Genomic DNA, 21,610 nt, shown 5'->3' on the forward strand with positions numbered 1-21,610 from the left:
CTGATCGAGAATTTCGGTAGTCAGCGTTTGCTGTGGTGCAGTAGCTGCCAGTTTGTTGCGCCTTTGTCGAGCTGCCGGTGGAGCTGCTGCTACGCCCTGCTGGTCCGTCCAATCGGTTGCGAGGTTTTTCTCACGTCACCGGCCTCACGATCTCGGGCGGTTCTCCGCTGTTTCAAGTGGGTTGGTTAGGCTTGGTTTAGAGTGATCTGTTCAGGCGGCGGATGGGTACGCGAGGGCGGGGTTGGCGACGGTGGGCAGGGTGAAGTCGCCTGCGATGAGACCTTCCATCACCGCATCCACGATGTGGCCGAGTTTCGCCGCGGCGGGCTCTTTGGACGACTGAATCTGTTTGATCCTGGAACTGACGTCCTCGGCGATCGGTGTCAGTCGAGAGTTCAGGTCGCTGGCCCAATCGTGGCCGAAGCCAAGGGCTGTGCTGATGGTGTCGTTGGTCTCCGCAACATCGCCAGCCTGGTCTGCGCACCAAGTGACGGTCTGGCGGATCGCGTCGGCCGTCATCCCCTTCTGCAATTCCGGACTGAGAGCCCCGGAGAGTGTCACTTGTCTCAGCTGCTCAGACTCGTGGCGCCAGCCCGCCGCGGTAGCTCGCCGCTTGGTCGCCGCCGCACCGACAACACCCAAATCTGAGTGCGGGGTCCACCATTGCCCGACAATAAGGTGGCCCCACACACCACCCGGCGGACCGTCCCCGCTCATTTGCACAGCCCGTCGATTATGTCTAAATCTGCGTCTGCAGCGCGCTGAAGCGGTTCACGAATAGCGGGTGGCTCTCCGGCGAGGGCAATAATGCCGAACTTTTTTAAAGTGTCGCCAGCCGATTTGACTGGTTTCGCAAGCTCCGGAGGCGTTGCCGGCTCTGCCGCCAGACGATCCAAAAGATAATCTCCACCTTCGTATAGCGCCAGGTCTCCGGTCGTGCCCCGCGCAAGTTCGCCAATCTCGTTGCCTGGGATCGGATTACGGCGATGTGTATTCCACACTATCGATTGATTCACGATCTTGTACGCGTCGCAAACATTTGCTTTCGCGGTGGCGATTTGTTGGTCGGTGAACGCTGGCGGAGGTGGGGTCGATGGTGGGTTGGTGTGGGGCAGCGGGCGCAGCCATGCGGCGATGGCGGCGCCGACGGCGATGAGGGTAAGCACCAGCATTGCCAGCATGGGCCATCGGGCGGGCTTGTGGTAGGCCATTGCCGCTGCGGGCGGCCAGGGAGCAGGTGCGGGCGGAAACCCAGCCATAGGACCAGTCGCGGGAGAAGGCCCGACCGGTGGCGTGTCTGACATGCGCCGATGGTATCGCTGATCGAGAATTTCGGTAGTCAGCGTTTGCTGTGGTGCAGTAGCTGCCAGTTTGCCGCGCCTTTGTCGAGCTGCCGGTGGAGCTGCTGCTGCGCCCTTCTGGTCCGTCCAATCGATTGCGAAGTTTTTCTCACGTCACCGGCCTCACGATCTCGGGCCAGGTTCGTCAACGGGCTTCTGATTTTGATGGCGAATGCCCACAACGACACAAGACCTCTCACGGTCGGGCCGCGAGCCGGCCGACGTCGGCGGTGCCGCCGGGAGGCGCTCTACACCAGCCAGGCCGCGGCGTTGGGCGGCAGCGCCCCGTCGATCAGCCCCGCGCTGGACAGCAGCAGTTCACCGGGAGGCAGCCGCATCGGCCCCGTTCCGGCGTTGAGCAGGCAAACCAGCGCGCGATCACCGCGGGCGAACATCAACGTATTGCGCGGCGACGCCAGCCAGGCGAAATCGGCATCGGCGAATTCTGCGCGGGTGCGCCGCAAGTGCAGTGCACGCTGAAAAAGCCGCAACGTCGAGTCGGCGTCGGCGAGTTGCTTGTCGACGGTCACCGCGGCCCACTCCGGTGGCATCGGAAGCCAGGTCTGCGGCGAGGTGGAGAACCCGAACGGGGGCGTGTCACCGCTCCAGGGCATCGGAACCCGGCACCCGTCGCGCCCGCGCTCGGTATGCCCCGAGCGTTCCCAGGTCGGATCCTGCAGCACCTCGTCGGGCAGTTCCACGTTGGGCAGGCCGAGCTCCTCGCCGTTGTAGATGAACACCGCGCCCGGCAGGGCCAGCAGCACCAGCGCCATCGCCCGGGCCCGGTCGAGCCCCACCGCGCCGCCGCCGTACCGGGTGACCTCGCGGTCGACGTCGTGGTTGGACAGCGTCCAGGTCGGTGTCGCGTCTTCGATCGCGGCAGCGGCCAGGGAGTTCTCGATGGCGTCGCGGATGTCGGCGGCGTCGAAGCCGGCCCGCACCAGCCGGAAGTTGAAACCCAGGTGCAGTTCGTCGGAGCGGACATACTCGGCCCAGCGGGCGTTGTCGAAGACCCACACCTCGCCGATGGTGACCGCTTCGGGATAGTCGTCGACGACGGTGCGGATGTCGCGGTGTATCGCGTGCACGTTCGGGTGGTTGAACCGGGGATCTGAGTCCCAGTGGCTCAACAGCATGTGCTCGCCGTACTCCATGTCCGGCAGGCCCGGTGGTTTGGCCAGCCCGTGGGCGACATCCAGGCGAAAGCCGTCCACCCCGCGGTCCAGCCAAAACCGCAGCGTCTTCTCGAAATCGTCGAAGACCGCAGGGTTGTCCCAGTTCAGGTCGGGCTGCTCGGTGTCGAACAGGTGCAGATACCACTGGCCGGGCGTGCCGTCGGGTTCGGTGACCCGGGTCCAGGCCGGCCCGCCGAAGACCGACACCCAGTTGTTCGGCGGCGCCGAACCGTCGGCGCCGCGGCCGTCGCGGAAGATGTAACGATCCCGCGCAGCGCTGCCGGGGCCGGCGGCGAGCGCCTCGGCAAACCACGGGTGCGCCGAGCTGGTGTGATTGGGCACCAGATCCAAAGTGATCTTGATGCCGCGCCGGTGCGCGGCGCTGATCAGCCGGTCGAGTGCGGCCAACCCGCCGAACAGCGGGTCGACATCACGGGGATCGGCGACGTCATAGCCGTGGTCGGCCATCGGGGAGACGGTGACCGGGTTGAGCCAGATCGCGTCGACGCCGAGCTGCTCGAGGTAGTCGAGCCGGGCCGTCACGCCGTCCAGGTCGCCCACGCCATCACCGTCGCTGTCGGCAAACGAGCGGGGATAAATCTGGTAGAACACCGCCTCGCGCCACCAGGGCGCGGGCCGCCGGTTGCCCATCACAGCGGCGAATTGACCAGGGAATGCGCGGCCATCTCGAGGTAGTCCAGCAGCGCGCGGCGGTGATCGTCGTCGAGGGTCTGCGCGTCGATGGAGGCGACCGCGGTGTGCATGCACCGCAACCAGGCGTCCCGCTCGATCGGGGTGATCCGAAACGGGCTGTGCCGCATCCGCAGCCTGGGATGGCCGCGTCGTTCCGAATAGGTGCGGGGGCCGCCCCAGTACTGCTCGAGGAACATCCGCAACCGCTCTTCGGAGCCCGACAGGTCCGCTTCGGGGTAGAGCGGCCGCAGGATCTCGTCTTCGGCGACCAGTTCGTAGAACCGCGACACGAGGGCACGGAAGGTCTCCGCGCCCCCGACCGCGTCATAAAACGACTGCTGTTGTCCCGGTTCCATCGTCTTCCATTGTGGGGCATCGCCGCGGATGGTCGCCGGGCGCACCGCATTGACCAGGGCAATGGACTGACATGGGCCCGATTAGACGTGCAGTTGGGCCGCAATCATGGTGGACTGTTCGGCGGAGGACCTATGGCGCAGGGAAAAAGACGCCGCGGCCACCGCAGTTGCGGTGCCGCGGCACGGCTGGTCGGGCCCGCGACCGCGACGTGCCTGCACAGCGTCGACAGCGAACCACCTGCCGCCCTGGAGACCGAATCGGTCTGGCATCGCCGGCGGGTACTGCTGCTCAACGCCACCCATGAACCGCTGACAGCGTTGCCGATGCGACGCGCGATCATCATGCTGATCTGCGGAAAGGCCGACGTCGTGCATGACGATCCGGCCGGGCCCGTCATCCACTCGGCGACCAGGTCGATCGCAGTGCCCTCGGTGATCCGGCTGCGAACCTTCGTGCGGGTGCCCTACCGGGCCCGGGTCCCCATGACCCGCGCGGCGCTGATGCACCGTGACCAGTTCTGCTGCGCGTACTGCGGGAGCAAGGCCGACACCGTCGACCACGTCATACCGCGCAGCCGCGGCGGCGACCACTCCTGGGAGAACTGCGTGGCCGCCTGCTCGACGTGTAACCACCGCAAAGGCGACAAGCTGCTGGCCGAGCTGGGCTGGTCACTGCGACTGACGCCGACATCGCCCAAGGGCCCGCACTGGCGACTGCTGTCGACGGTCAAGGAACTCGACCCGGCATGGGCCCGGTATCTGGGTGAGGGCGCCGCGTAACTCCGCCATGGGATACCGTTTCCGTCGTGAGCCTGATGGAAATCCACCTTTACTTCGTGGGAATCCCACTATTGCTGTGGCTCGTCCTGGTGGCGCTGATCTATTCGCGCAAAGGCGTCCACCCGGCGACCTACCAGATGACGCAGCCCTGGACGTACCCGCCGATCCTGTGGGCCGCCACCGACGAGCGCGTCGGTGCGGCCTCGCACGGCCATGACACCGCCGAGTTCAGCGTGGGAGGTGGCGCCAGTGGCACCTGGTGAGGTCGCGACCATCGATTCCGCGGAGTTGCCCCCGGGCACGGTGGTCACCAGCAGCGGACGGATTTCGGGGGTCACCGAACCCGGCGAGGTGTCGACGCACTACCCGTTCCCGGTCAAAGACCTGGTGGCGCTCGACGACGCGTTGACCTACGGGTCGCGGGCCTCCGATGCGCGGTTTGCCGTCTACATCGGTGACCTGGGCAGCGACACCGCGAAGCGGGCCCGCGAGATCCTGGCCCGGGTGCCGACGCCGAACAACGCGGTGCTGATCGCCGTCTCGCCCGACCAGCACGCGATCGAGGTGGTCTACGGCTCGCAGGTGCGCGGGCGGGGCGCGGAATCGGCCGCCCCGCTCGGGGTGGCCGCCGCAGCGGCGGCGTTCAAGGACGGGCACCTGATCGACGGCCTGGTCAGCGCGATCCGGGTGCTCAGCTCCGCCATCTCGCCCGCCTAGCCTGCGACCGCGAGCGTGCGTGTCGCCACCCCGACACGCCGCGCGGTGCGCGATTCTGCGCACGCTCGCGCAGAAAGCGGGAGCAGTAGCACTGCACTAGCCGGCGTCGAACCGACGGGCCTTCAGCGAGCGCTGCACCCCGGCCCGGCCCTCGACCACCAGCCGCCGCAGCGCCGGCGGCAGCTGCGGGTCGGCCAGGAAGGTGTCGGCGGCGGCGAGTCCGTCGTCGCTGATGTCCCACGACGGATACAGGCCGACCACCACCGTCTGGGCCACTTCACTGGACCGGCGCGCCCACACCCCGGGCACCGCCGCGAAGTACCGTGCGGTGAACGGCGTGAGCAGCTCGGCCTGGCCGGGAGCGACGATGCCGGCGATGATCGAGCGGGCGGTGATGTTGGGCAGCGTGTCGTCTTCGGTGACCTCGATCCAGGCCTTCTCCTTGACATCGGGCAGCGGCCGCGCCGCCGACGCCTGAGCGGCGTATCGCTTGCCGGCGGCGGTCGGATCGCGCTGCACCTCGGCGTCGATGACGTCGGTGTCGACCAGACCGGACCTGGCCAATGCGATGACGATGCGCCAACGCAGATCGGTGTCCACCCGCAGACCGGGCAGTCCCTGTGCGGTCGGATCACCGGACAGCAGTGCCGACAACACGGCGGTGTGCCGTGGCGACAAGACCGACGAGCACAGGGCATTGACGAACGCCAGCTGGTGATCCGATCCGCCCTGGGCGCCGCGGGCCAGCTCCAGCAGACGGTCGGCGAACTGCGGCCATCCGTGCTCCTGCGCCCAGCCCGGTTCGGCGTAGGACCCCAGTGCGGTCTGGGCCTGCAGCAACAACCGCTGCGCCACCCCGACCTCGGTTTCGGCCCCGACACCGGCCGACACCAGGGCCACGAAATCGCGGGCGCGCAGCTCGGCCTCCCGCGTCATCTCCCAGGCCGCCGACCACACCAGCGTGCGCGGCAGCGGCTCGGCGATATCGGCGATGCGCTCCATCGCGGTCTGCAGCGACTCGGGGTCCAGCCGCAGCGAGCAGTAGGTCAGGTCGTCGTCGTTCACCAGCACCAACCGGCCCCGCGGAGCCCCCACCAACGCAGGAACGTCGGTGCTCGGGCCGCAGATGTCGAGCTCTTCGCGCCGCACCCGGACCAGCCGGCCCGCGCCGTCGTCGTCGTAGATGCCGACCGCGAGCCGGTGCACGCGCGTTTCACCGGCGCCCGGGGCCGCACCGCTCTGGGTGATCGCGAAGCGGGTGAACCGGCCGTCGCCGTCGACGTCGAAATCGGCGCGCAGCGTGTTGAGCCCGGTGGTCTTGAGCCACTGCCGTCCCCAGTCGGACAGGTCGCGACCCGAGGACTTCTCCAGCGCGGCCAACAGGTCGTCGAACGTCGCATTGGCGTAGGCGTGCGCCCGGAAGTAGTCGCGCAGGCCGGCCAGGAACTGGTCCAGCCCGACATAGGCCACCAGCTGTTTGAGCACCGAGGCGCCCTTGGCGTAGGTGATCCCGTCGAAATTCACCTCGACCGCGGCCAGGTCGGGAATGTCGGCGGCAACCGGGTGTGTCGAGGGCAGCTGATCCTGGCGGTAGGCCCACGACTTCTCGGCGTTGGCGAACGTCGTCCACGCCTCGGTGAATTCGGTTGCCTGGCTTTGGCACAGCACCGAGGCGAAAGTGGCGAACGATTCGTTGAGCCACAGGTCGTCCCACCACCGCATCGTGACCAGGTCGCCGAACCACATGTGCGCCATCTCGTGCAACACGGTTTCGGCGCGCCGCTCGTAGGAGGCGCGGGTAACCTTGCTGCGGAAGACGTAGTCCTCGGTGAAAGTCACCGCGCCCGCGTTCTCCATCGCGCCGGCATTGAATTCCGGGACGAACACCTGGTCGTACTTGCCGAACCCGTACGGCAGCCCGAAATGCTTGTGGTAGAACCCGAACCCCTGCTTGGTGTGCGTGAAAAGTCGCTCGGCGTCCATGAATTCGGCCAGTGTGGCCCGGCAGAACAGCCCCAGCGGGATCTCCCCGTACTCGTCGACGTAGGTATCGTCCCAGCGCGCGTACGGCCCGGCGATCAGCGCGACCAGGTAGGTGCTCATCCGCGGGGTGGTGGCGAACGTGTGCACGCCGTCGCGCACCTGCACCGGGGCGCCGTTGGAGACAACCTGCCAGTGCCCGGGCGCCCTGACCGAGATGTCGAAGGTGGCCTTGAGGTCGGGCTGGTCGAAGCAGGCGAACATCCGCTTGGCGTCGGCCGTTTCGAACTGCGAGTACAAATACACCGCGTCGTCGACGGGGTCGACGAATCGGTGCAGGCCCTCGCCGGTGTTGGAGTAGCGGCAGTCGGCGTCGACGACGACGACGTTGTGGCCGGCCAGGCCGGTCAGCGCGATACCGGTGGACTCGTCGTAGCCGGACACGTCCAGATCGCGGTCGTTGAGGGTGGCGCGGTGAATCTGCTCCGCGGCGATGTCGATGACGGTGTCGGCGCCGGGCTGCGCGTCGAATTCCACGGTGGTCACCGAACGGAAGGTGTGTTCGCCGGGCCCCCCGTGGCCGTCGGTCACATCGAGGCTGATGCGGTAACCGGTGACACTGATCAGTGCGGCGCGTTCGACGGCTTGGTCGCGGGTCAGGTTGGGAAGAGCCACGTGGTCCAACTTAGGCCGCCGGCGGCGTGCGCCTAGGGTTGGGTGGTACCGCTGACCCGCGACCGGAAGGACGGAAAAGTGCCCGGGACGTCAGTCGCCGATTTCTGGTTCGATCCGCTGTGCCCGTGGGCGTGGATCACCTCGCGCTGGATTTTGGAGGTGGAGAAGGTCCGCGACATCGAGGTGCGATTCCACGTGATGAGCCTGGCGGTGCTCAACGAGGGCCGCGAGTTGCCCGAGAAGTATCGGGAAGCGATGACGAAGGCATGGGGGCCGGTTCGAGTGGCGATCGCCGCCGAGCAGGCGCACGGCACCGAGGTGTTGCGGCCGCTCTACACCGCGATGGGTACCCGCATTCACGACCAGGACAACAAAGAGCTCGACGTCGTGATCCGAGAATCACTGGACGAGGTGGGTCTGCCGGGCGAGCTGGCCCGCGCCGCCGAGACCGAGGCTTACGACGAGGCGCTGCGCCGAAGCCACCATGCCGGGATGGACGCCGTCGGCGAGGACGTCGGCACCCCGACGATCCACGTCGGCGGGACGGCGTTTTTCGGCCCGGTGCTCTCGAAGATTCCGCGGGGAGAAAAGGCCGGCACGCTGTGGGACGCCGCGATGACCTTTGCGTCCTATCCCCATTTCTGGGAACTCAAGCGAACCCGCACCGAAAAGCCACAGTTCGATTAGGACAAGATTAGGACAATAGGGACCATGCGCATCTATTTGGGGTCTGATCACGCCGGCTTCACCCTCAAGCAGCAGGTCATCGAGCATCTGAAGAAAAACGGTCACGAGCCGATCGACTGCGGTGCCTTCGGCTACGACGCCGACGACGACTACCCGGCGTTTTGCATCGCTGCCGCCGAGCGCACCGTGGCCGACCCGGGGAGTCTGGGTATCGTGCTGGGCGGGTCCGGTAACGGTGAGCAGATTTCGGCCAACAAGGTCCTCGGGGCCCGGTGTGCGCTGGCCTGGAGCGTGGAGACCGCGGCGCTGGCCCGTGAGCACAACAACGCGCAGCTGATCGGCATCGGCGGGCGCATGCACACCGTTCCGGAGGCGCTGGCCATCGTCGACGCGTTCGTCAACACGCCCTGGTCGGAAGCCGACCGCCACCAGCGACGTATCGACGTCATCGCCGAATACGAGCGCACGCACCAGGCCCCTCCGGTGCCGGGCGCACCCACCTGACGTGCCCGAGGGGTCCGAGTCGCCGATCTGCCGGCCGGGCAGCTACGGCGTCACTCCCAGCGCGGCGTAAATCTCGTCGGACAGCGCCACGCTGCGCGGGTCGGCGTTGGCCTTGGTCGCATCGTAGTGATTCATCACGTAGGCGTAGCCGATCCGGTATTCCAGGTCGACGAACGCGAACGAGCCGCCCAGGCCGCCGTGGCCGAAGATCTGGGGGTTGGGTCCGTTGCGGCAGCGTTGGTTGAGCATGTAGCCCAGCCCCCACCCGTGGTCGGCGACCCGCCGCCCGAGCACCAGATCGGTGTCGAATCCGCCCTGGGATACCCGGACCACATCCATGTGGCGCCGGCTCAGCAGCTTCTCCTGGGCCAGCGCGTTGTAGAACGTCGCCATGCCCAGCGCGGACACCTGGCCGTTGGTGCCGGGGAACTCGACCTCGCGCCACAACTCGAGGTCGTTGGACCCCACTTCGTCGTCGGGGGCGAATCCCATCGAAACCGCCAGCCCGGCCTTGGGATGCTCGTCGAGTGTGGTCGGGTACTCCGGCGCGTTGACGTCGGCCAGCATCTGACGAATGTGGGGTTTGTTCACCAAATCGGCGCAGCGGTGCTGCTCGCTGCGGGGCACGCCGATGTGGACGTCGGCGCCGAGCGGTTCGGCGATCTCGGTGCGCAGATACTGCCCGACAGTGCCTCCGGTGACCCGGCGGAATACTTCACCGAGGATGAATCCGAAGGTGGTCATGTGGTAGCCCTGGGCGGTGCCCGGCTCCCACCACGGTTCCGCGGCGGCCAGCCGATCGCAGACCAGATCCCAGTCGGTGACCTGCGTCCAGTGCATCCGGGTCCGCGGGCCGATCACCCCGGACCGGTGACTGAGCACCATGGCGATCGTGACGGCCTCTTTGCCGGCCTGCCCGAATTCGGGCCAGTAGCGGGCCACCGGCGCGTGCAGGTCAAGCTCACCGCGCTCGACAAGCTGATGGACGCAGGTACTGGTCAGCCCCTTGGTGCCGGACAGCACGGTGGCCAACGTGTCCTGCTGCCAGGGACGGGTACCGGCGGCGTCGGCCGAGCCGCCCCAGAGGTTGACGACCAGTTCCCCGTCGACCCAGGCGGCGACGGCCGCGCCCACCTCGCCGCGGTGCACGAAGTTCTGCCGGAACGCCTCGCCCACCCGCTCGAAGCGCGGCGTGCACCACCCATGGACCACGACGTCGGACATCGGCCGCGGCGCCTCTCTTGTGGACATGTCGGCCTCCTGCGCGGAAAGCCCCCGTGGAGCGGGCGACGGGAATCGAACCCGCGTCGCTAGTTTGGAAGACTAGGGCTCTACCATTGAGCTACGCCCGCCTGCTGTAATCGAGCGCTACTGTACGTCGCAGCGGACCTCAAATCTAAATGATGCCGTCCCGTGACGTCGCCGTGAGGCCGATGTCGCCAGGACTGGGCGGGGCCGTAGGATCGCGAAGTTACCGCGGGGTGTAGCGCAGCTTGGTAGCGCATCCGCTTTGGGAGCGGAAGGCCGCAGGTTCAAATCCTGTCACCCCGACCCGCCGACCGCCCGCGACGACCCGAGGAGCACACCTGTGAAGAGCACCGTGGAGAAGTTGAGCCCCACCCGGGTTCGCATCAATGTGGAGGTGCCTTTCACCGAACTCGAACCCGATTTCAACCGTGCCTACAAGGAACTGGCCAAGCAGGTGCGGCTGCCGGGCTTTCGCCCCGGCAAGGCGCCGGTCAAGCTGCTCGAGGCGCGGATCGGCCGAGAGGCGATGCTCGACCAGGTCGTCAACGACGCCCTGCCCAGCCGGTACGGCCAGGCGGTGACGGAGGCCGATGTCCGGCCGCTGGGGCAACCCCAGATCGCGGTGACCAAAAAGCAGTACGGCCAGGAGCTCCTGTTCACCGCCGAGGTCGACGTGCGGCCCGACATCACGCTGCCCGATCTGAGCGCGCTTCAGGTCACGGTCGATCCGGTCGAGGTCAGTGACGCCGACGTCGACGCCGAGTTGGAGTCACTGCGGGTCCGGTTCGGCACCCTGACCAGCGTTGACCGGCCCGCCGTCGACGGCGACGTGGTGTCGATCGACCTGTCGACCGCCGTCGACGGTCACGAGGTGCCGGAGGCTTGCGCGCAGGGTCTGTCCCACCAGGTCGGCTCGGGTCGGGTCGTGGAGGGGCTCGACGAGGCCATCGTGGGCCTCGCGGCCGGTGAGTCGCGGGTGTTCACCACCACGCTGAGCGGCGGCGCCCATGCCGGGCAGCAGGCGGAGGTCACCGTGACCGTCGGGTCGGTCAAGGTCCGTGAATTGCCTGAACTCAACGACGAATTCGCTCAGGAGGCCAGCGAATTCGACACCATCGACGAGCTGCGGGAGAACCTGGCCGAGCAGGTGCGCCGGGTGAAGCGCCTTCGGCAGGCCGAGGCCATCCGCGCCCAGGTTCTGGAAACTCTGCTCGAGCAGGTCGATATCCCGTTGCCGGAAGCGTTGGTGCAGGCCCAGATCGACGACACCGTGCACAAGGCGCTGCACCGCTTCGGGCACGACGAGGCCAAACTCGCCGAGGCACTGGAAAAGCAGGGACTCTCGCGTGCGGAGTTCGACGCCAACACCCGTTCGGCGGCCGAAAAGAGCATCAAGACCCAACTGTTGTTGGACGCGCTGGCCGACCAGCTGGAAATCCAGGTCAGCCAGCAAGACCTGACCGAACGCCTGGTGCTCAGCTCGCGGCAGTACGGCGTCGAGCCGCAACAGTTACTGTCGTATCTGCAGGAGAACAACCAGTTGCCGGTGATGTTCGCCGACGTGCGGCGCGGGCTGGCGATCGCCGCTGCGGTCGAGGCGGCAACCGTCACCGACACCGCCGGAAATGTCATCGACACCAGCGAGTTCTTTGCCCGGCGCGCGGCGCAGGAACCCGGGGAGCAGGGCACCGACACCGAGGCGACCCACGAGCCGGAGTGACGCTCTCAGCGAACGTCGTCACGCGGGGGAGTGCACGGTCGCCTCAGTTGGTTAGGGTCGAGTCATAAGCAACTGAAAGAAAGCAGGTATCGCGTCGTGACTGACATGCGGGCCAATACGCAGGGTCTGAACCTCGTCGATTCGGTCTACGAGCGGTTGTTGGCCGAGCGCATCATTTTTTTGGGGTCGGACGTGAACGACGACATCGCCAACCGGCTCTGCGCGCAGATCTTGTTGCTCGCCGCCGAGGATCCCCACAAGGACATCTCGCTCTACATCAATTCCCCCGGCGGATCGATCAGTGCCGGCATGGCGATCTACGACACCATGGTGCTGGCGCCCTGCGACGTCGCCACCTACGCGATGGGGATGGCCGCCTCGATGGGTCAGTTCCTGCTCGCGGCGGGCACCAAGGGCAAGCGCTACGCCCTGCCGCACGCCCGCATCCTGATGCATCAGCCGCTCGGCGGGGTGACGGGCAGCGCCGCCGACATCGCCATCCAGGCCGAGCAGTTCGCGGTCATCAAGCAGGAGATGTTTCGGCTCAACGCCGAGTTCACCGGCCAGCCGATCGAGCGGATCATGGCCGACTCCGACCGCGACCGCTGGTTCACCGCGCAGGAGGCCCTGGAATACGGCTTCGTCGACCACATCATCACCAACGCCCACGTCAACGGAGCAGGCTCATGAACCGCGAAACCCAACCGCAGGCGCGCTACATCTTGCCCTCGTTCATCGAGCACTCCAGCTGGGGCGTCAAAGAGTCCAACCCCTACAACAAGCTGTTCGAAGAACGCATCATCTTCCTCGGCGTCCAAGTCGACGACGCGTCGGCCAACGACATCATGGCGCAGCTGCTGGTGCTGGAATCGCTGGATCCCGACCGTGACATCACCATGTACATCAATTCACCCGGTGGCGGCTTCACCTCGCTGATGGCGATCTACGACACCATGCAGTACGTGCGCGCCGACATCCAGACCGTCTGCCTGGGTCAGGCCGCTTCCGCGGCGGCGGTGCTGTTGGCCGCGGGCACGCCCGGCAAGCGGATGGCGCTGCCGAACGCGCGCGTGCTCATTCATCAGCCGTCCCTGCAAGGCGTGATCCAGGGCCAGTTTTCCGACTTGGAGATTCAGGCCGCCGAGATCGAGCGGATGCGCACCCTGATGGAAACCACCCTGGGCCGCCACACCGGAAAGGATCCGGCGGTGATCCGCAAGGACACCGACCGCGACAAGATCCTGACCGCCGAAGAGGCCCGGGACTACGGGATCATCGACACCGTGCTGGAGTACCGCAAGCTCTCGCGACAGTCGGGCTGATCACCGCCCGACCGCCCGCGGTTGCGCGCCGCGCCTGAGCAGGGCCGCTAACTCGGCGATGTCGGCCGGCCGGACCCGGCAGCAGCCGCCGACGATGCGAGCACCCGCCGCCACCCACTGCTCGGCCGTATGCGCCGAAAACCGCGACGGCCCCAGCCAGGTCCGACGACGGCGGCTCCAGCGCTGCCCGCTGTTGGGATACACCACGACCGGTTTTCCGGTGTCGACGGCCGGCCCGATCGCCGGCAGCACGTCGTCGGGGCTGCAGCAATTGACGCCGACCGCCAGGATCTGCGCGCTGCCGGCGGCCACCGCGAACGCCTCGTCCAGCAGCTGGCCGGCGCGGGTGCGCGAGCCTTCGATGGTGTAGCTGAGCCAGGCCGGCACACCAAGACCGTGCACCAGATTCACCAGCGCCTCGGCCTCGTCGATATCGGGGATGGTCTCCAGCGCGAGGATGTCGGCGCCGGCCTCGGCCAACACCTCGATCCGGGGGCGATGCCAGTTTTCCAGCTGGGCAACGCTGCGCCCGTAGCGCCCCCGGTACTCCGAGCCGTCAGCCAGCGCGGCGCCGTAGGGCCCGATCGAGGCGGCCACCCAGCGACCGTGGACCCCGCCGGCCGCCGTCCGGGCCAGTTCCACGCTGCGGCGCAGCAATCGCACGGTGCCGGCCCGGTCGACACCGCGGGCGGCGAACCCTTGGAATGACGCCTGGTAGCTGGCTGTGGTGGCGATCATCGCCCCGGCGTCGAAGAAGGCGCGGTGCACGGCGATGATCGCCTCCGGGGCGTCCAGCAGCAGCCGCGCCGACCACAACGGGTCGGCAAGGTCATGCCCGCGTGCCTCGAGCTCGGTGGCCAGGCCGCCGTCGCCGATCAGCACGGCGTCCCCGGGCACGCTGATGTCCACAGCGTCACTGTAGGGCGGCGGCCGTTGGGGCGCTGCTCTCGTTCGCATAACGGCCGCGACACGCCAGGGGCACAGTGGTGCGTTCCGGAGCGCGACGCGTCCTCCCAGACGCTATGTTCTGGAACGTACAGGCACGAATATCACCGACGCGATTCGGCTCTATTGGTCGCGTCGGGCCGGAGCAAGCGGGTAGCGTCGGCAATACACGCGGCATACCAGCCACCAACGGTGAACAGGAAGTAGGCCCCCAGCACCATGGCGCGCATCGGAGACGGCGGTGACCTGCTGAAGTGTTCCTTCTGCGGGAAGAGCCAAAAGCAGGTCAAAAAGCTCATCGCGGGCCCGGGCGTCTACATCTGCGATGAGTGCATCGACCTGTGCAACGAGATCATCGAAGAGGAACTCGCCGACGCCGACGACGTCAAGCTCGACGAATTGCCCAAACCCGCCGAGATCCGCGAGTTCCTGGAGGGTTACGTCGTCGGCCAGGACACTGCCAAACGGACACTGGCCGTCGCGGTCTACAACCACTACAAGCGGATCCAAGCCGGCGAGAAAGGCCGCGAATCCCGGTCCGGCGAACCTGTCGAGCTGACCAAGTCGAACATCTTGATGCTGGGTCCCACCGGCTGCGGCAAGACGTACCTGGCCCAGACCCTGGCCAAGATGCTCAACGTGCCGTTCGCGATCGCCGACGCCACCGCGTTGACCGAGGCCGGTTATGTCGGCGAGGACGTCGAGAACATCCTGCTGAAGCTGATCCAGGCCGCCGACTACGACGTCAAGCGCGCCGAGACCGGGATCATCTACATCGACGAGGTCGACAAGATCGCCCGCAAGAGCGAGAATCCGTCGATCACCCGCGACGTCTCCGGCGAAGGTGTGCAGCAGGCGCTGCTGAAGATCCTGGAAGGCACCCAGGCGTCAGTGCCCCCACAGGGCGGTCGCAAGCACCCGCACCAGGAATTCATCCAGATCGACACCACCAACGTGTTGTTCATCGTGGCCGGTGCGTTCGCCGGGCTGGAGAAGATCGTCGCGGATCGGGTCGGCAAACGCGGTTTGGGTTTCGGCGCCGAGGTCCGCTCCAAGGCCGAGATCGACACGACCGATCACTTCGCCGAAGTGATGCCCGAAGACCTGATCAAGTACGGGCTGATCCCGGAGTTCATCGGTCGGCTTCCGGTGATCGCCTCGGTGACCAACCTCGACATGGAATCGCTGGTCAAGATCTTGTCGGAGCCCAAGAACGCGCTGGTCAAGCAGTACACGCGGCTCTTTGAAATGGACGGGGTGGAGCTGGAATTCACCCGGGACGCCCTGGAGGCCATCGCCGAGCAGGCAATCCACCGCGGGACCGGCGCCCGCGGATTGCGCGCAATCATGGAGGAAGTTCTGCTGCCGGTGATGTACGACATTCCCAGCCGCGACGACGTGGCCAAGGTCGTGGTGACCAAGGAGACCGTGCAGGACAACGTGTTGCCCACAATCGTGCCGCGCAAGCCCTCGCGTGCCGAGCGCCGCGACAAGAGCGCCTGATCCCGCGCAGTTGTGGCTCGCCGCGGCCCGGGCCGATGACCGGCCACGTGACGAATCCCACAGTTTGGCGGCGCGGGAGGGCCCACCGCGGGTCTGACCCCGGCTTTCCAGGTCAGGCGCGTACCGTGATGGCGGGTAGGGCGTCAAGGAAACGCCAAGTGCAGTGCCATAATCGCTATTGCGAAATATCACAACGTCGCTCGGGGTTGCACTCCGACAGCGGTCAACAGCGATGGAGGGCGAAGACGTGGGTCCGAGCGATAACGGAGCCGGTTCGGAATCTCATACCACCGCAGTGTCGAAGCGCCAGAAACTAGAGAGCGTCGTCGTTCGCTTTGCGGGGGACTCCGGCGATGGAATGCAGCTTACCGGCGACCGCTTCACCTCCGAGGCCGCGCTGTTCGGCAACGACCTGGCCACCCAACCCAGCTACCCGGCCGAGATCCGCGCCCCGCAGGGCACGCTGCCGGGGGTGTCGTCGTTTCAGATCCAGATCGCCGACTACGACATTCTCACCGCGGGTGACCGCCCCGACGTGCTGGTGGCGATGAACCCCGCAGCGCTCAAGGCCAACATCGGCGACCTGCCGCGCGGCGGGCTGGTGATCGCCAACTCCGACGAGTTCACCAAGCGCAACCTGGCCAAAGTCGGCTACCGGGACAACCCGCTGGAAAGCGGCGAACTGTCCGACTACGTCGTGCAACCCGTCGCGATGACGTCGTTGACTCTGGGCGCGGTGGAGGCCATCGGCGCATCGAAGAAGGACGGCCAGCGCGCCAAGAACATGTTCGCGCTGGGCCTGCTGTCGTGGATGTACGGGCTGCCGATCGACACCAGCGAGGCTTTCATCCGGGAAAAGTTCGCCCGTAAACCCGACATCGCCGAGGCCAACGTGCTCGCGCTGAGGGCGGGCTGGAATTACGGCGAAACCACCGAGGCCTTCGGCACCACCTACGACGTCTCCCCGGCAAAGCTGCCGCCCGGCGAGTACCGGCAGATCTCGGGCAACACCGCGCTGGCGTACGGCATCGTGACCGCCGGTCAATTGGCCGGTGTTCCGGTGGTGCTGGGCAGTTACCCGATCACCCCGGCCTCCGACATCTTGCACGAACTGGCCAAGCACAAGAATTTCAATGTCATCACCTTCCAGGCCGAAGACGAGATCGCCGGTATCGGGGCGGCACTGGGCGCGGCCTACGGCGGCGCGCTCGGAGTCACCAGCACCTCCGGGCCGGGCCTGTCCCTGAAATCCGAGTCGATCGGCCTGGGCGTGATGGCCGAGCTGCCGTTGCTGGTGATCGACGTGCAGCGGGCCGGCCCGTCGACCGGTATGCCGACCAAGACCGAGCAGGCCGACTTGCTGCAGGCGATGTACGGCCGCAACGGTGAGTCGCCGGTGGCGGTGCTGGCGCCCCGATCGCCGTCGGACTGCTTCGAGACCGCTATCGAGGCGGCACGGATCGCGTTGGCTTATCACACGCCGGTGATCGTGCTGTCCGACGGGTCCATCGCCAACGGGTCCGAGCCCTGGCAGATCCCGGACGTCGCCACCATCGAGCCTGTCGTTGCGGTCCACGCCAAGGCCGGCGAGCCGTTCCAGCCCTATGCCCGCGACCCGGAAACGCTGGCCCGCCAGTTCGCGATTCCGGGCACTCCCGGTCTGGAACACCGCCTCGGCGGGCTGGAGGCAGCCAACGGCAGCGGCAACATCTCCTACGAGCCGGCCAACCACGACTTGATGGTGCGGTTGCGCAAAGCCAAGATCGACGGGATCCGGGTGCCCGACCTGCAGGTCGACGACCCCAGCGGCGACGCCGAGCTGTTGCTGATCGGTTGGGGCAGTACGTATGGCCCGATCGGGGAAGCATGCCGGCGCGCGCGTCGCAGGGGAATCAAAGTCGCCCATGCCCACCTGCGCTACCTCAACCCCTTCCCGGCCAACCTGGGCGAGGTGCTGCGGCGATACCCGACGGTGGTCGCTCCGGAAATGAACATGGGCCAGTTGGCGCTACTATTGCGCGGCAAGTATCTGGTTGATGTGCAATCGGTCACCAAGGTTCAGGGTGTGTCGTTCCTGGCCGACGAGGTGGGGCGGGTGATCCGCGCCGCGCTAGGCGGCACACTGGCCGAAATCGAGCAGGACAAGACGATGGTCGCCAGGCTGTCGGCAGCTACCGTGGCCAGCGGGGCAGGAGCGCAGCTATGACGGGCGTCGCGACAGGCCGGGAGCGGCGCGACGACGACGAGGAGGGAGGCCGCTGATGACCGAGGTGATCGGCAAGCCGGCGGTCAGCGACCACGGCGCGACGGTACTGTCGAAGATCAGCGCAGTGCCCACGAACGACCAACCCCAGAAGGCGAAAGACTTCACCAGCGATCAGGAGGTGCGGTGGTGCCCGGGTTGTGGTGACTACGTCATCCTCAACACCGTCCGCAACTTCTTGCCCGAGCTGGGACTGCGCCGCGAGAACATCGTGTTCGTCAGCGGCATCGGCTGCTCGAGCCGGTTCCCCTACTATTTGGAAACCTACGGTCTGCACTCGATCCATGGTCGCGCGCCGGCCATCGCCACGGGCCTGGCGCTGGCCCGCGAGGATCTGTCGGTCTGGGTGGTCACCGGGGACGGCGACGCGCTGTCAATCGGCGGCAATCACCTCATCCACGCGCTGCGTCGCAACGTCAACCTGACGATCCTGCTGTTCAACAACCGGATCTACGGTCTGACCAAGGGCCAGTACTCGCCGACCTCCGAGGTCGGCAAGATCACCAAATCGACGCCGATGGGCTCGCTGGACCAACCGTTCAACCCGGTGTCGCTGGCGCTGGGTGCCGAGGCCAGCTTTGTCGGCCGCGCCCTCGATTCCGACCGCGACGGATTATCGGAGGTTTTGCGCGCCGCCGCCGAGCACCGCGGCGCCGCTTTGGTCGAGATCCTGCAGGACTGCCCGATCTTCAACGACGGCTCCTTCGACGCGCTGCGCAAAGAGGGCGCCGAGGAACGCCTGATCAAATTGCGCCACGGCGAGCCGATCATTTTCGGCGCCAGCGGCGAATACTGCGTGGTGCGCGCCGGCTTCGGGCTCGAAGTCGCCAAGACCGCCAACGTCAGCGCTGCTGAGATCGTGGTGCATGACGCGCACGCTGCGGATCCGGCTTACGCTTTCGCGTTGTCGCGGCTGTCTGACCAAAGCCTCGAGCACAGCGTGATGGGCGTCTTCCGTCAGGTCAGTCGGCCCACCTACGACGACGCGGCCCGGGCGCAGGTGCGGGCTGCGGCGACGGCCAAGCCCGGCGATCGGGCGGCGTTGCAAGCGCTGCTGCGCGGCCGGGACACCTGGACCGTCGGCTGAGGTGGCACGCCCTGCACCCGCGCTGGCGGGGGTAGTGCTGGCCGGCGGCGCCGCGCCCCCGGCGGGTCGTGACCAGCCCGCTGTGGTCGAACATGCCCTCGGAGTCGTGGGTCAACGGTGCCGACCGGTCGTCGTCGTCGCCGCGCCGGGCCAACCGGTGCCCGAGCTGGGTCATGAGCTGGGTGTGGAAGTGCTGCGCGACGCCGTGCCCGGGTTCGGGCCGTTGTCGCAGACCGGGCGGGGATTGCGCGCCGCCCGGGCCGCGGGCGCGGAGCGGGCGTTCGTGTGCGCCGCCGACACGCCGTTGCTCAGCGTCGACGTGATCGACGCTCTGGCCGGCCGGGCGGCCGAGGTCGACGCCGACGTGGTGCTGCCGTGGGACGGCCGCGACCACTACCTGGCCGGTGTGTACCGGACCGATCTCGCCGAGCGCATCGACGCGCTGACGGCCGCAGGGCAGCGTTCGATGCGCGCCCTGGTCGACTCCGTCGATACGCAACGGATCGTGATGTCGGCGTCTTCGGCCCTGAACATCCCGGCTGATCCGCGCGCACTGGTGCCGTCGCGGCCGTAGCATCCCGCCGCGCACGACGCCGTCCTCCTGCCGGCTTCCCGAGAGTCCGTCAGAAAGCGGACACAAAGTTTGCCCACTCAATAATCGGGCCCGTGAGCACCGCGGAGAGGTTGAACACGTTGTTGATCGAATCGACCGTATTTTCGGCACCGAATATGGCCACTGTGTCGGGAGGCGTGCTCATGAGCGTCGTGGCCAACGTCTGGTCGGCGTGCAGCAGCGCTTCACTGTGGGAAACGATGACGTCGTCGACCGGGTCGAAGTAGAGGTTGTCGACCACGCTGGACAAGCTACCGAGATGTGCGGCGATCGTGTTCTCGGCGGCCGACAGGCTGGTGACGTCGTCGATGAGAATTTGTTGCTGCCCCACCTGATCCGAAGGGTATCCCGTGGCGAGAAAGCCGGGCAGTTTCGAGGGAATGTCCGCGGGGATGGTGTTGATCACGGTATCGGCGTCGGTCAAAATCGCCGTGGCGTTTCCCAGCAACACGGCCGGATCGGTGCTGTCACCGGCACCGGTGGGGATACCCAGCAGGCCCAGCAGCACTGCGTAATCGAAGTAGAGCGTGTCTGCGAATGTGTTCGCCAGGATCCCCAACTGCTGTCCCAGCAAGTCGTCGATGGTGATCGCCGATGTGGCGGCGCTGGCGGCGGCGTCGAGCGCGACGGCATCGGCGTGAGCCGGTGCGCCGGCCAGCAAGCCGACCGCGCCTCCCAGTGTGACCAGCGCCGCGGCCAGGCCCGCCTGGTGCTGGAGCACGGCTGTGTGCCGACGGACTCTGAAAATCACGCGCGAGATGTTAGCAGTCCCTGACCGTTCTGTCACCGCGCATTATCCTGGCCAGCAGCCGTGATCTCGCCGCAAAGCCATTGCGCGTTTATTCGGCAGGCTGCCACGGCGGTTTTTGATAGAACCGAGATCTGCATCTCAATCTAAAAATGGATCGCACCACGACCTGGTGCGCGTCGGGGCTCTCGCTGAGTCGCCGGCAGGGGACGCAGGCGAACTTCACGTTCTATCGGCGACTGCGCACTCTGTGGCCGACTTCACATTTTGTGGGTGATTTGGATCACTGCTAAATGCCGCGCTGAAAGATTAACGCCGGCGCAAAAGCCGCTGCTGACCTGGGATAACAATTACAGATCGGCGTCGTGATCGTTCCGTTATTGGATCGAGATAGCGGCGTGTCGGAGATGACGAATGCAATCGGGTCTCGTAGGTTCCCTGTCAGCCCGACAAATGAGGGTCACCACAATCGAATCCACGAACCCGCGTGTGAGCGGGGTCGCGGGCGGTAGCCACCGCCGCGCGGCCGTCGGGCACCAGGCCCGCCGGGCAGGTCGTGCCCCCGCTGCCGTGCCGGACCGAGACGGCACGTTCCAAAGCTCCCAACCCCTGAACCCAGGAACCCCGCCCACATCCGTGGGCGTGCTTTGGCGCGCGCACTGCGAAAGGAACGATGTTGCACACCGTCCGCACGACGTTGGCTACCGCCGGTATCGCCGTGGCGCTCGCGGCAGCGCCGACCGCCCCGTTCATCGCCTCCGCCTACGCGGAGGGCGAATCCTGGGATATGACCGCGGCTTTTGGCTCTGGGCCCGAGGCGCCTCCCGAGGCACCCGCGCCGCAGGAGGCGCCACCGCCGCCGGAGGACGCGCCGGAGGCTCCGGAGGAGTTGCCGCCACCCCCGGAGGATGCGCCGCCGGCTCCGGAAGCGCCCCCGGCGCCCAGGGCCTACAGCGTGAACTGGGACGCGATCGCACAGTGTGAATCCGGAGGCAACTGGTCGATCAGCACCGGCAACGGCTACTTCGGCGGCCTGCAGTTCACGCCGAGCACCTGGCGGGCCAACGGCGGCTCGGGCTCCGCGGCCAACGCGTCGCGCGAAGAGCAGATCCGGGTCGCCGAGAACGTCCTGCGCACGCAGGGCATCGGCGCCTGGCCGGTCTGCGGGCGCCGCGGCTGACCCGCGGTCCTGGACGGCTGGGCCGGGCCGGTAGGCCCGGCCCAGCCGGCTTGCTCGGAGTGCTCGGACAGGCC

At 67.0% G+C, this 21,610-nt stretch carries 21 protein-coding genes and 2 tRNA genes; 14 read left to right on the forward strand and 9 right to left on the reverse strand.

Features of this window, described 5'->3' with window-relative positions:
- Window positions 1-210: 210 nt before the first annotated feature.
- The 4 genes from F6Q13_RS12760 to F6Q13_RS12775 form a co-directional block, all read right to left on the reverse strand.
- A complete protein-coding gene (locus F6Q13_RS12760) occupies window positions 211-561 on the reverse strand; it encodes a hypothetical protein (protein ID WP_293056919.1) in 351 nt (116 codons plus the stop codon).
- Between the two features lie 152 nt (window positions 562-713).
- Window positions 714-1,181, reverse strand: coding sequence for a hypothetical protein (locus F6Q13_RS12765; RefSeq protein ID WP_293056921.1), 468 nt, complete (start codon window positions 1,179-1,181; stop codon window positions 714-716).
- Between the two features lie 407 nt (window positions 1,182-1,588).
- The gene (locus F6Q13_RS12770) at window positions 1,589-3,166 is read right to left on the reverse strand and encodes an alpha-amylase family glycosyl hydrolase (RefSeq protein ID WP_293056959.1); all 1,578 of its coding nucleotides are present in this window, start codon (window positions 3,164-3,166) and stop codon (window positions 1,589-1,591) included.
- Window positions 3,166-3,564 (reverse strand): globin, encoded by a 399-nt coding sequence (locus F6Q13_RS12775; protein ID WP_293056923.1) that lies wholly within the window; start codon window positions 3,562-3,564, stop codon window positions 3,166-3,168. Before F6Q13_RS12775 ends, F6Q13_RS12770 begins: the two co-directional genes overlap by 1 nt.
- A 132-nt stretch (window positions 3,565-3,696) precedes the next feature.
- Here F6Q13_RS12775 and F6Q13_RS12780 point away from each other — a divergent pair, with 132 nt between their 5' ends.
- From F6Q13_RS12780 to F6Q13_RS12790, 3 genes are read left to right on the forward strand one after another with little or no spacing between them, the layout of a single operon-like run.
- On the forward strand, window positions 3,697-4,344 hold the full coding sequence (locus F6Q13_RS12780; protein WP_293056925.1) for an HNH endonuclease: 648 nt from the start codon (window positions 3,697-3,699) through the stop codon (window positions 4,342-4,344).
- Between the two features lie 35 nt (window positions 4,345-4,379).
- Complete coding sequence (locus F6Q13_RS12785; RefSeq protein ID WP_293056961.1) at window positions 4,380-4,607, forward strand: hypothetical protein; 228 nt, start codon at window positions 4,380-4,382, stop codon at window positions 4,605-4,607.
- A complete protein-coding gene (locus F6Q13_RS12790) occupies window positions 4,594-5,061 on the forward strand; it encodes a DUF5130 domain-containing protein (protein WP_293056927.1) in 468 nt (155 codons plus the stop codon). Before F6Q13_RS12785 ends, F6Q13_RS12790 begins: the two co-directional genes overlap by 14 nt.
- A gap of 96 nt (window positions 5,062-5,157) precedes the next feature.
- On the opposite strand, the gene pepN is transcribed toward F6Q13_RS12790, so the two are convergent.
- Complete coding sequence (gene pepN / locus F6Q13_RS12795) at window positions 5,158-7,716, reverse strand: aminopeptidase N (RefSeq protein WP_293056929.1); 2,559 nt, start codon at window positions 7,714-7,716, stop codon at window positions 5,158-5,160.
- A 78-nt stretch (window positions 7,717-7,794) separates the two neighbouring features.
- Between pepN and F6Q13_RS12800 the strand changes: the two genes are divergently transcribed.
- Both F6Q13_RS12800 and F6Q13_RS12805 read left to right on the forward strand, forming a co-directional pair.
- Complete coding sequence (locus F6Q13_RS12800; protein WP_293056931.1) at window positions 7,795-8,403, forward strand: DsbA family protein; 609 nt, start codon at window positions 7,795-7,797, stop codon at window positions 8,401-8,403.
- 24 nt (window positions 8,404-8,427) lie between these two features.
- On the forward strand, window positions 8,428-8,907 hold the full coding sequence (locus F6Q13_RS12805; RefSeq protein ID WP_293056933.1) for a ribose-5-phosphate isomerase: 480 nt from the start codon (window positions 8,428-8,430) through the stop codon (window positions 8,905-8,907).
- Between the two features lie 42 nt (window positions 8,908-8,949).
- Here F6Q13_RS12805 and F6Q13_RS12810 read toward each other — a convergent pair whose 3' ends face one another.
- Together F6Q13_RS12810 and F6Q13_RS12815 are read right to left on the reverse strand one after the other, a co-directional pair.
- Entirely contained in the window at window positions 8,950-10,131 is a 1,182-nt protein-coding gene (locus tag F6Q13_RS12810; protein WP_293056964.1) for a serine hydrolase domain-containing protein, read from the reverse strand.
- A 54-nt stretch (window positions 10,132-10,185) separates the two neighbouring features.
- Window positions 10,186-10,259 (reverse strand) — tRNA-Gly (locus F6Q13_RS12815).
- 125 nt (window positions 10,260-10,384) lie between these two features.
- Between F6Q13_RS12815 and F6Q13_RS12820 the strand changes: the two genes are divergently transcribed.
- The 4 genes from F6Q13_RS12820 to clpP2 all read left to right on the forward strand — a co-directional run bounded on the left by F6Q13_RS12820 (window position 10,385) and on the right by clpP2 (window position 13,197).
- Window positions 10,385-10,458: transfer RNA gene (locus F6Q13_RS12820), tRNA-Pro, on the forward strand.
- A gap of 37 nt (window positions 10,459-10,495) precedes the next feature.
- Window positions 10,496-11,875, forward strand: a complete 1,380-nt coding sequence (gene tig / locus F6Q13_RS12825; protein ID WP_293056936.1) for a trigger factor — start codon at window positions 10,496-10,498, stop codon at window positions 11,873-11,875.
- 72 nt (window positions 11,876-11,947) lie between these two features.
- The gene (locus F6Q13_RS12830; protein WP_293056966.1) at window positions 11,948-12,565 is read left to right on the forward strand and encodes an ATP-dependent Clp protease proteolytic subunit; all 618 of its coding nucleotides are present in this window, start codon (window positions 11,948-11,950) and stop codon (window positions 12,563-12,565) included.
- Window positions 12,562-13,197 carry an ATP-dependent CLP protease proteolytic subunit ClpP2 gene (gene clpP2, locus F6Q13_RS12835; RefSeq protein WP_293056938.1) on the forward strand — a complete coding sequence of 212 codons (636 nt, stop codon included), beginning with the start codon at window positions 12,562-12,564 and terminating at the stop codon, window positions 13,195-13,197. The genes F6Q13_RS12830 and clpP2 overlap by 4 nt, the downstream gene beginning before the upstream one ends.
- Here the strand turns inward: clpP2 and mmuM are convergent, their stop codons facing one another.
- Window positions 13,198-14,100 (reverse strand): homocysteine S-methyltransferase, encoded by a 903-nt coding sequence (gene mmuM / locus F6Q13_RS12840; RefSeq protein WP_293056968.1) that lies wholly within the window; start codon window positions 14,098-14,100, stop codon window positions 13,198-13,200.
- Between the two features lie 261 nt (window positions 14,101-14,361).
- On the opposite strand from mmuM, the gene clpX reads away from it, so the two are divergent.
- From clpX to mobA, 4 genes are all read left to right on the forward strand, one after another.
- Window positions 14,362-15,645, forward strand: a complete 1,284-nt coding sequence (gene clpX, locus F6Q13_RS12845; protein ID WP_293056940.1) for an ATP-dependent Clp protease ATP-binding subunit ClpX — start codon at window positions 14,362-14,364, stop codon at window positions 15,643-15,645.
- 247 nt (window positions 15,646-15,892) lie between these two features.
- Entirely contained in the window at window positions 15,893-17,851 is a 1,959-nt protein-coding gene (locus F6Q13_RS12850) for a 2-oxoacid:acceptor oxidoreductase subunit alpha (protein WP_293056942.1), read from the forward strand.
- Window positions 17,852-17,906: 55 nt separating this feature from the next.
- On the forward strand, window positions 17,907-18,995 hold the full coding sequence (locus F6Q13_RS12855; RefSeq protein WP_293056944.1) for a 2-oxoacid:ferredoxin oxidoreductase subunit beta: 1,089 nt from the start codon (window positions 17,907-17,909) through the stop codon (window positions 18,993-18,995).
- Window position 18,996: 1 nt separating this feature from the next.
- Window positions 18,997-19,569 carry a molybdenum cofactor guanylyltransferase gene (gene mobA / locus F6Q13_RS12860; RefSeq protein WP_293056946.1) on the forward strand — a complete coding sequence of 191 codons (573 nt, stop codon included), beginning with the start codon at window positions 18,997-18,999 and terminating at the stop codon, window positions 19,567-19,569.
- 49 nt (window positions 19,570-19,618) lie between these two features.
- Here the strand turns inward: mobA and F6Q13_RS12865 are convergent, their stop codons facing one another.
- Complete coding sequence (locus tag F6Q13_RS12865; protein ID WP_293056948.1) at window positions 19,619-20,359, reverse strand: hypothetical protein; 741 nt, start codon at window positions 20,357-20,359, stop codon at window positions 19,619-19,621.
- A 673-nt stretch (window positions 20,360-21,032) separates the two neighbouring features.
- On the opposite strand from F6Q13_RS12865, the gene F6Q13_RS12870 reads away from it, so the two are divergent.
- Window positions 21,033-21,536: a transglycosylase family protein gene (locus F6Q13_RS12870; protein WP_367141285.1), complete on the forward strand. Its 504-nt coding sequence runs from the start codon at window positions 21,033-21,035 to the stop codon at window positions 21,534-21,536.
- The last annotated feature ends 74 nt before the right edge of the window (window positions 21,537-21,610 follow it).

The sequence above is a fragment of the Mycobacterium sp. genome, assembly GCF_008709575.1.
Taxonomy (GTDB): domain Bacteria; phylum Actinomycetota; class Actinomycetes; order Mycobacteriales; family Mycobacteriaceae; genus Mycobacterium.

Excerpts from the sequence above, each read along its gene's own strand:
- F6Q13_RS12765 (WP_293056921.1), bottom strand. The coding sequence starts at position 1,181 with ATGCTGGCAATGCTGGTGCTTACCCTCATCGCCGTCGGCGCCGCCATC.
- F6Q13_RS12770 (WP_293056959.1), bottom strand. The coding sequence starts at position 3,166 with ATGGGCAACCGGCGGCCCGCGCCCTGGTGGCGCGAGGCGGTGTTCTAC.
- F6Q13_RS12775 (WP_293056923.1), bottom strand. The coding sequence starts at position 3,564 with ATGGAACCGGGACAACAGCAGTCGTTTTATGACGCGGTCGGGGGCGCG.
- F6Q13_RS12780 (WP_293056925.1), top strand. The coding sequence starts at position 3,697 with ATGGCGCAGGGAAAAAGACGCCGCGGCCACCGCAGTTGCGGTGCCGCG.
- F6Q13_RS12785 (WP_293056961.1), top strand. The coding sequence starts at position 4,380 with ATGGAAATCCACCTTTACTTCGTGGGAATCCCACTATTGCTGTGGCTC.
- F6Q13_RS12805 (WP_293056933.1), top strand. The coding sequence starts at position 8,428 with ATGCGCATCTATTTGGGGTCTGATCACGCCGGCTTCACCCTCAAGCAG.
- F6Q13_RS12810 (WP_293056964.1), bottom strand. The coding sequence starts at position 10,131 with ATGTCCGACGTCGTGGTCCATGGGTGGTGCACGCCGCGCTTCGAGCGG.
- clpP2 (WP_293056938.1), top strand. The coding sequence starts at position 12,562 with ATGAACCGCGAAACCCAACCGCAGGCGCGCTACATCTTGCCCTCGTTC.
- clpX (WP_293056940.1), top strand. The coding sequence starts at position 14,362 with ATGGCGCGCATCGGAGACGGCGGTGACCTGCTGAAGTGTTCCTTCTGC.
- F6Q13_RS12855 (WP_293056944.1), top strand. The coding sequence starts at position 17,907 with ATGACCGAGGTGATCGGCAAGCCGGCGGTCAGCGACCACGGCGCGACG.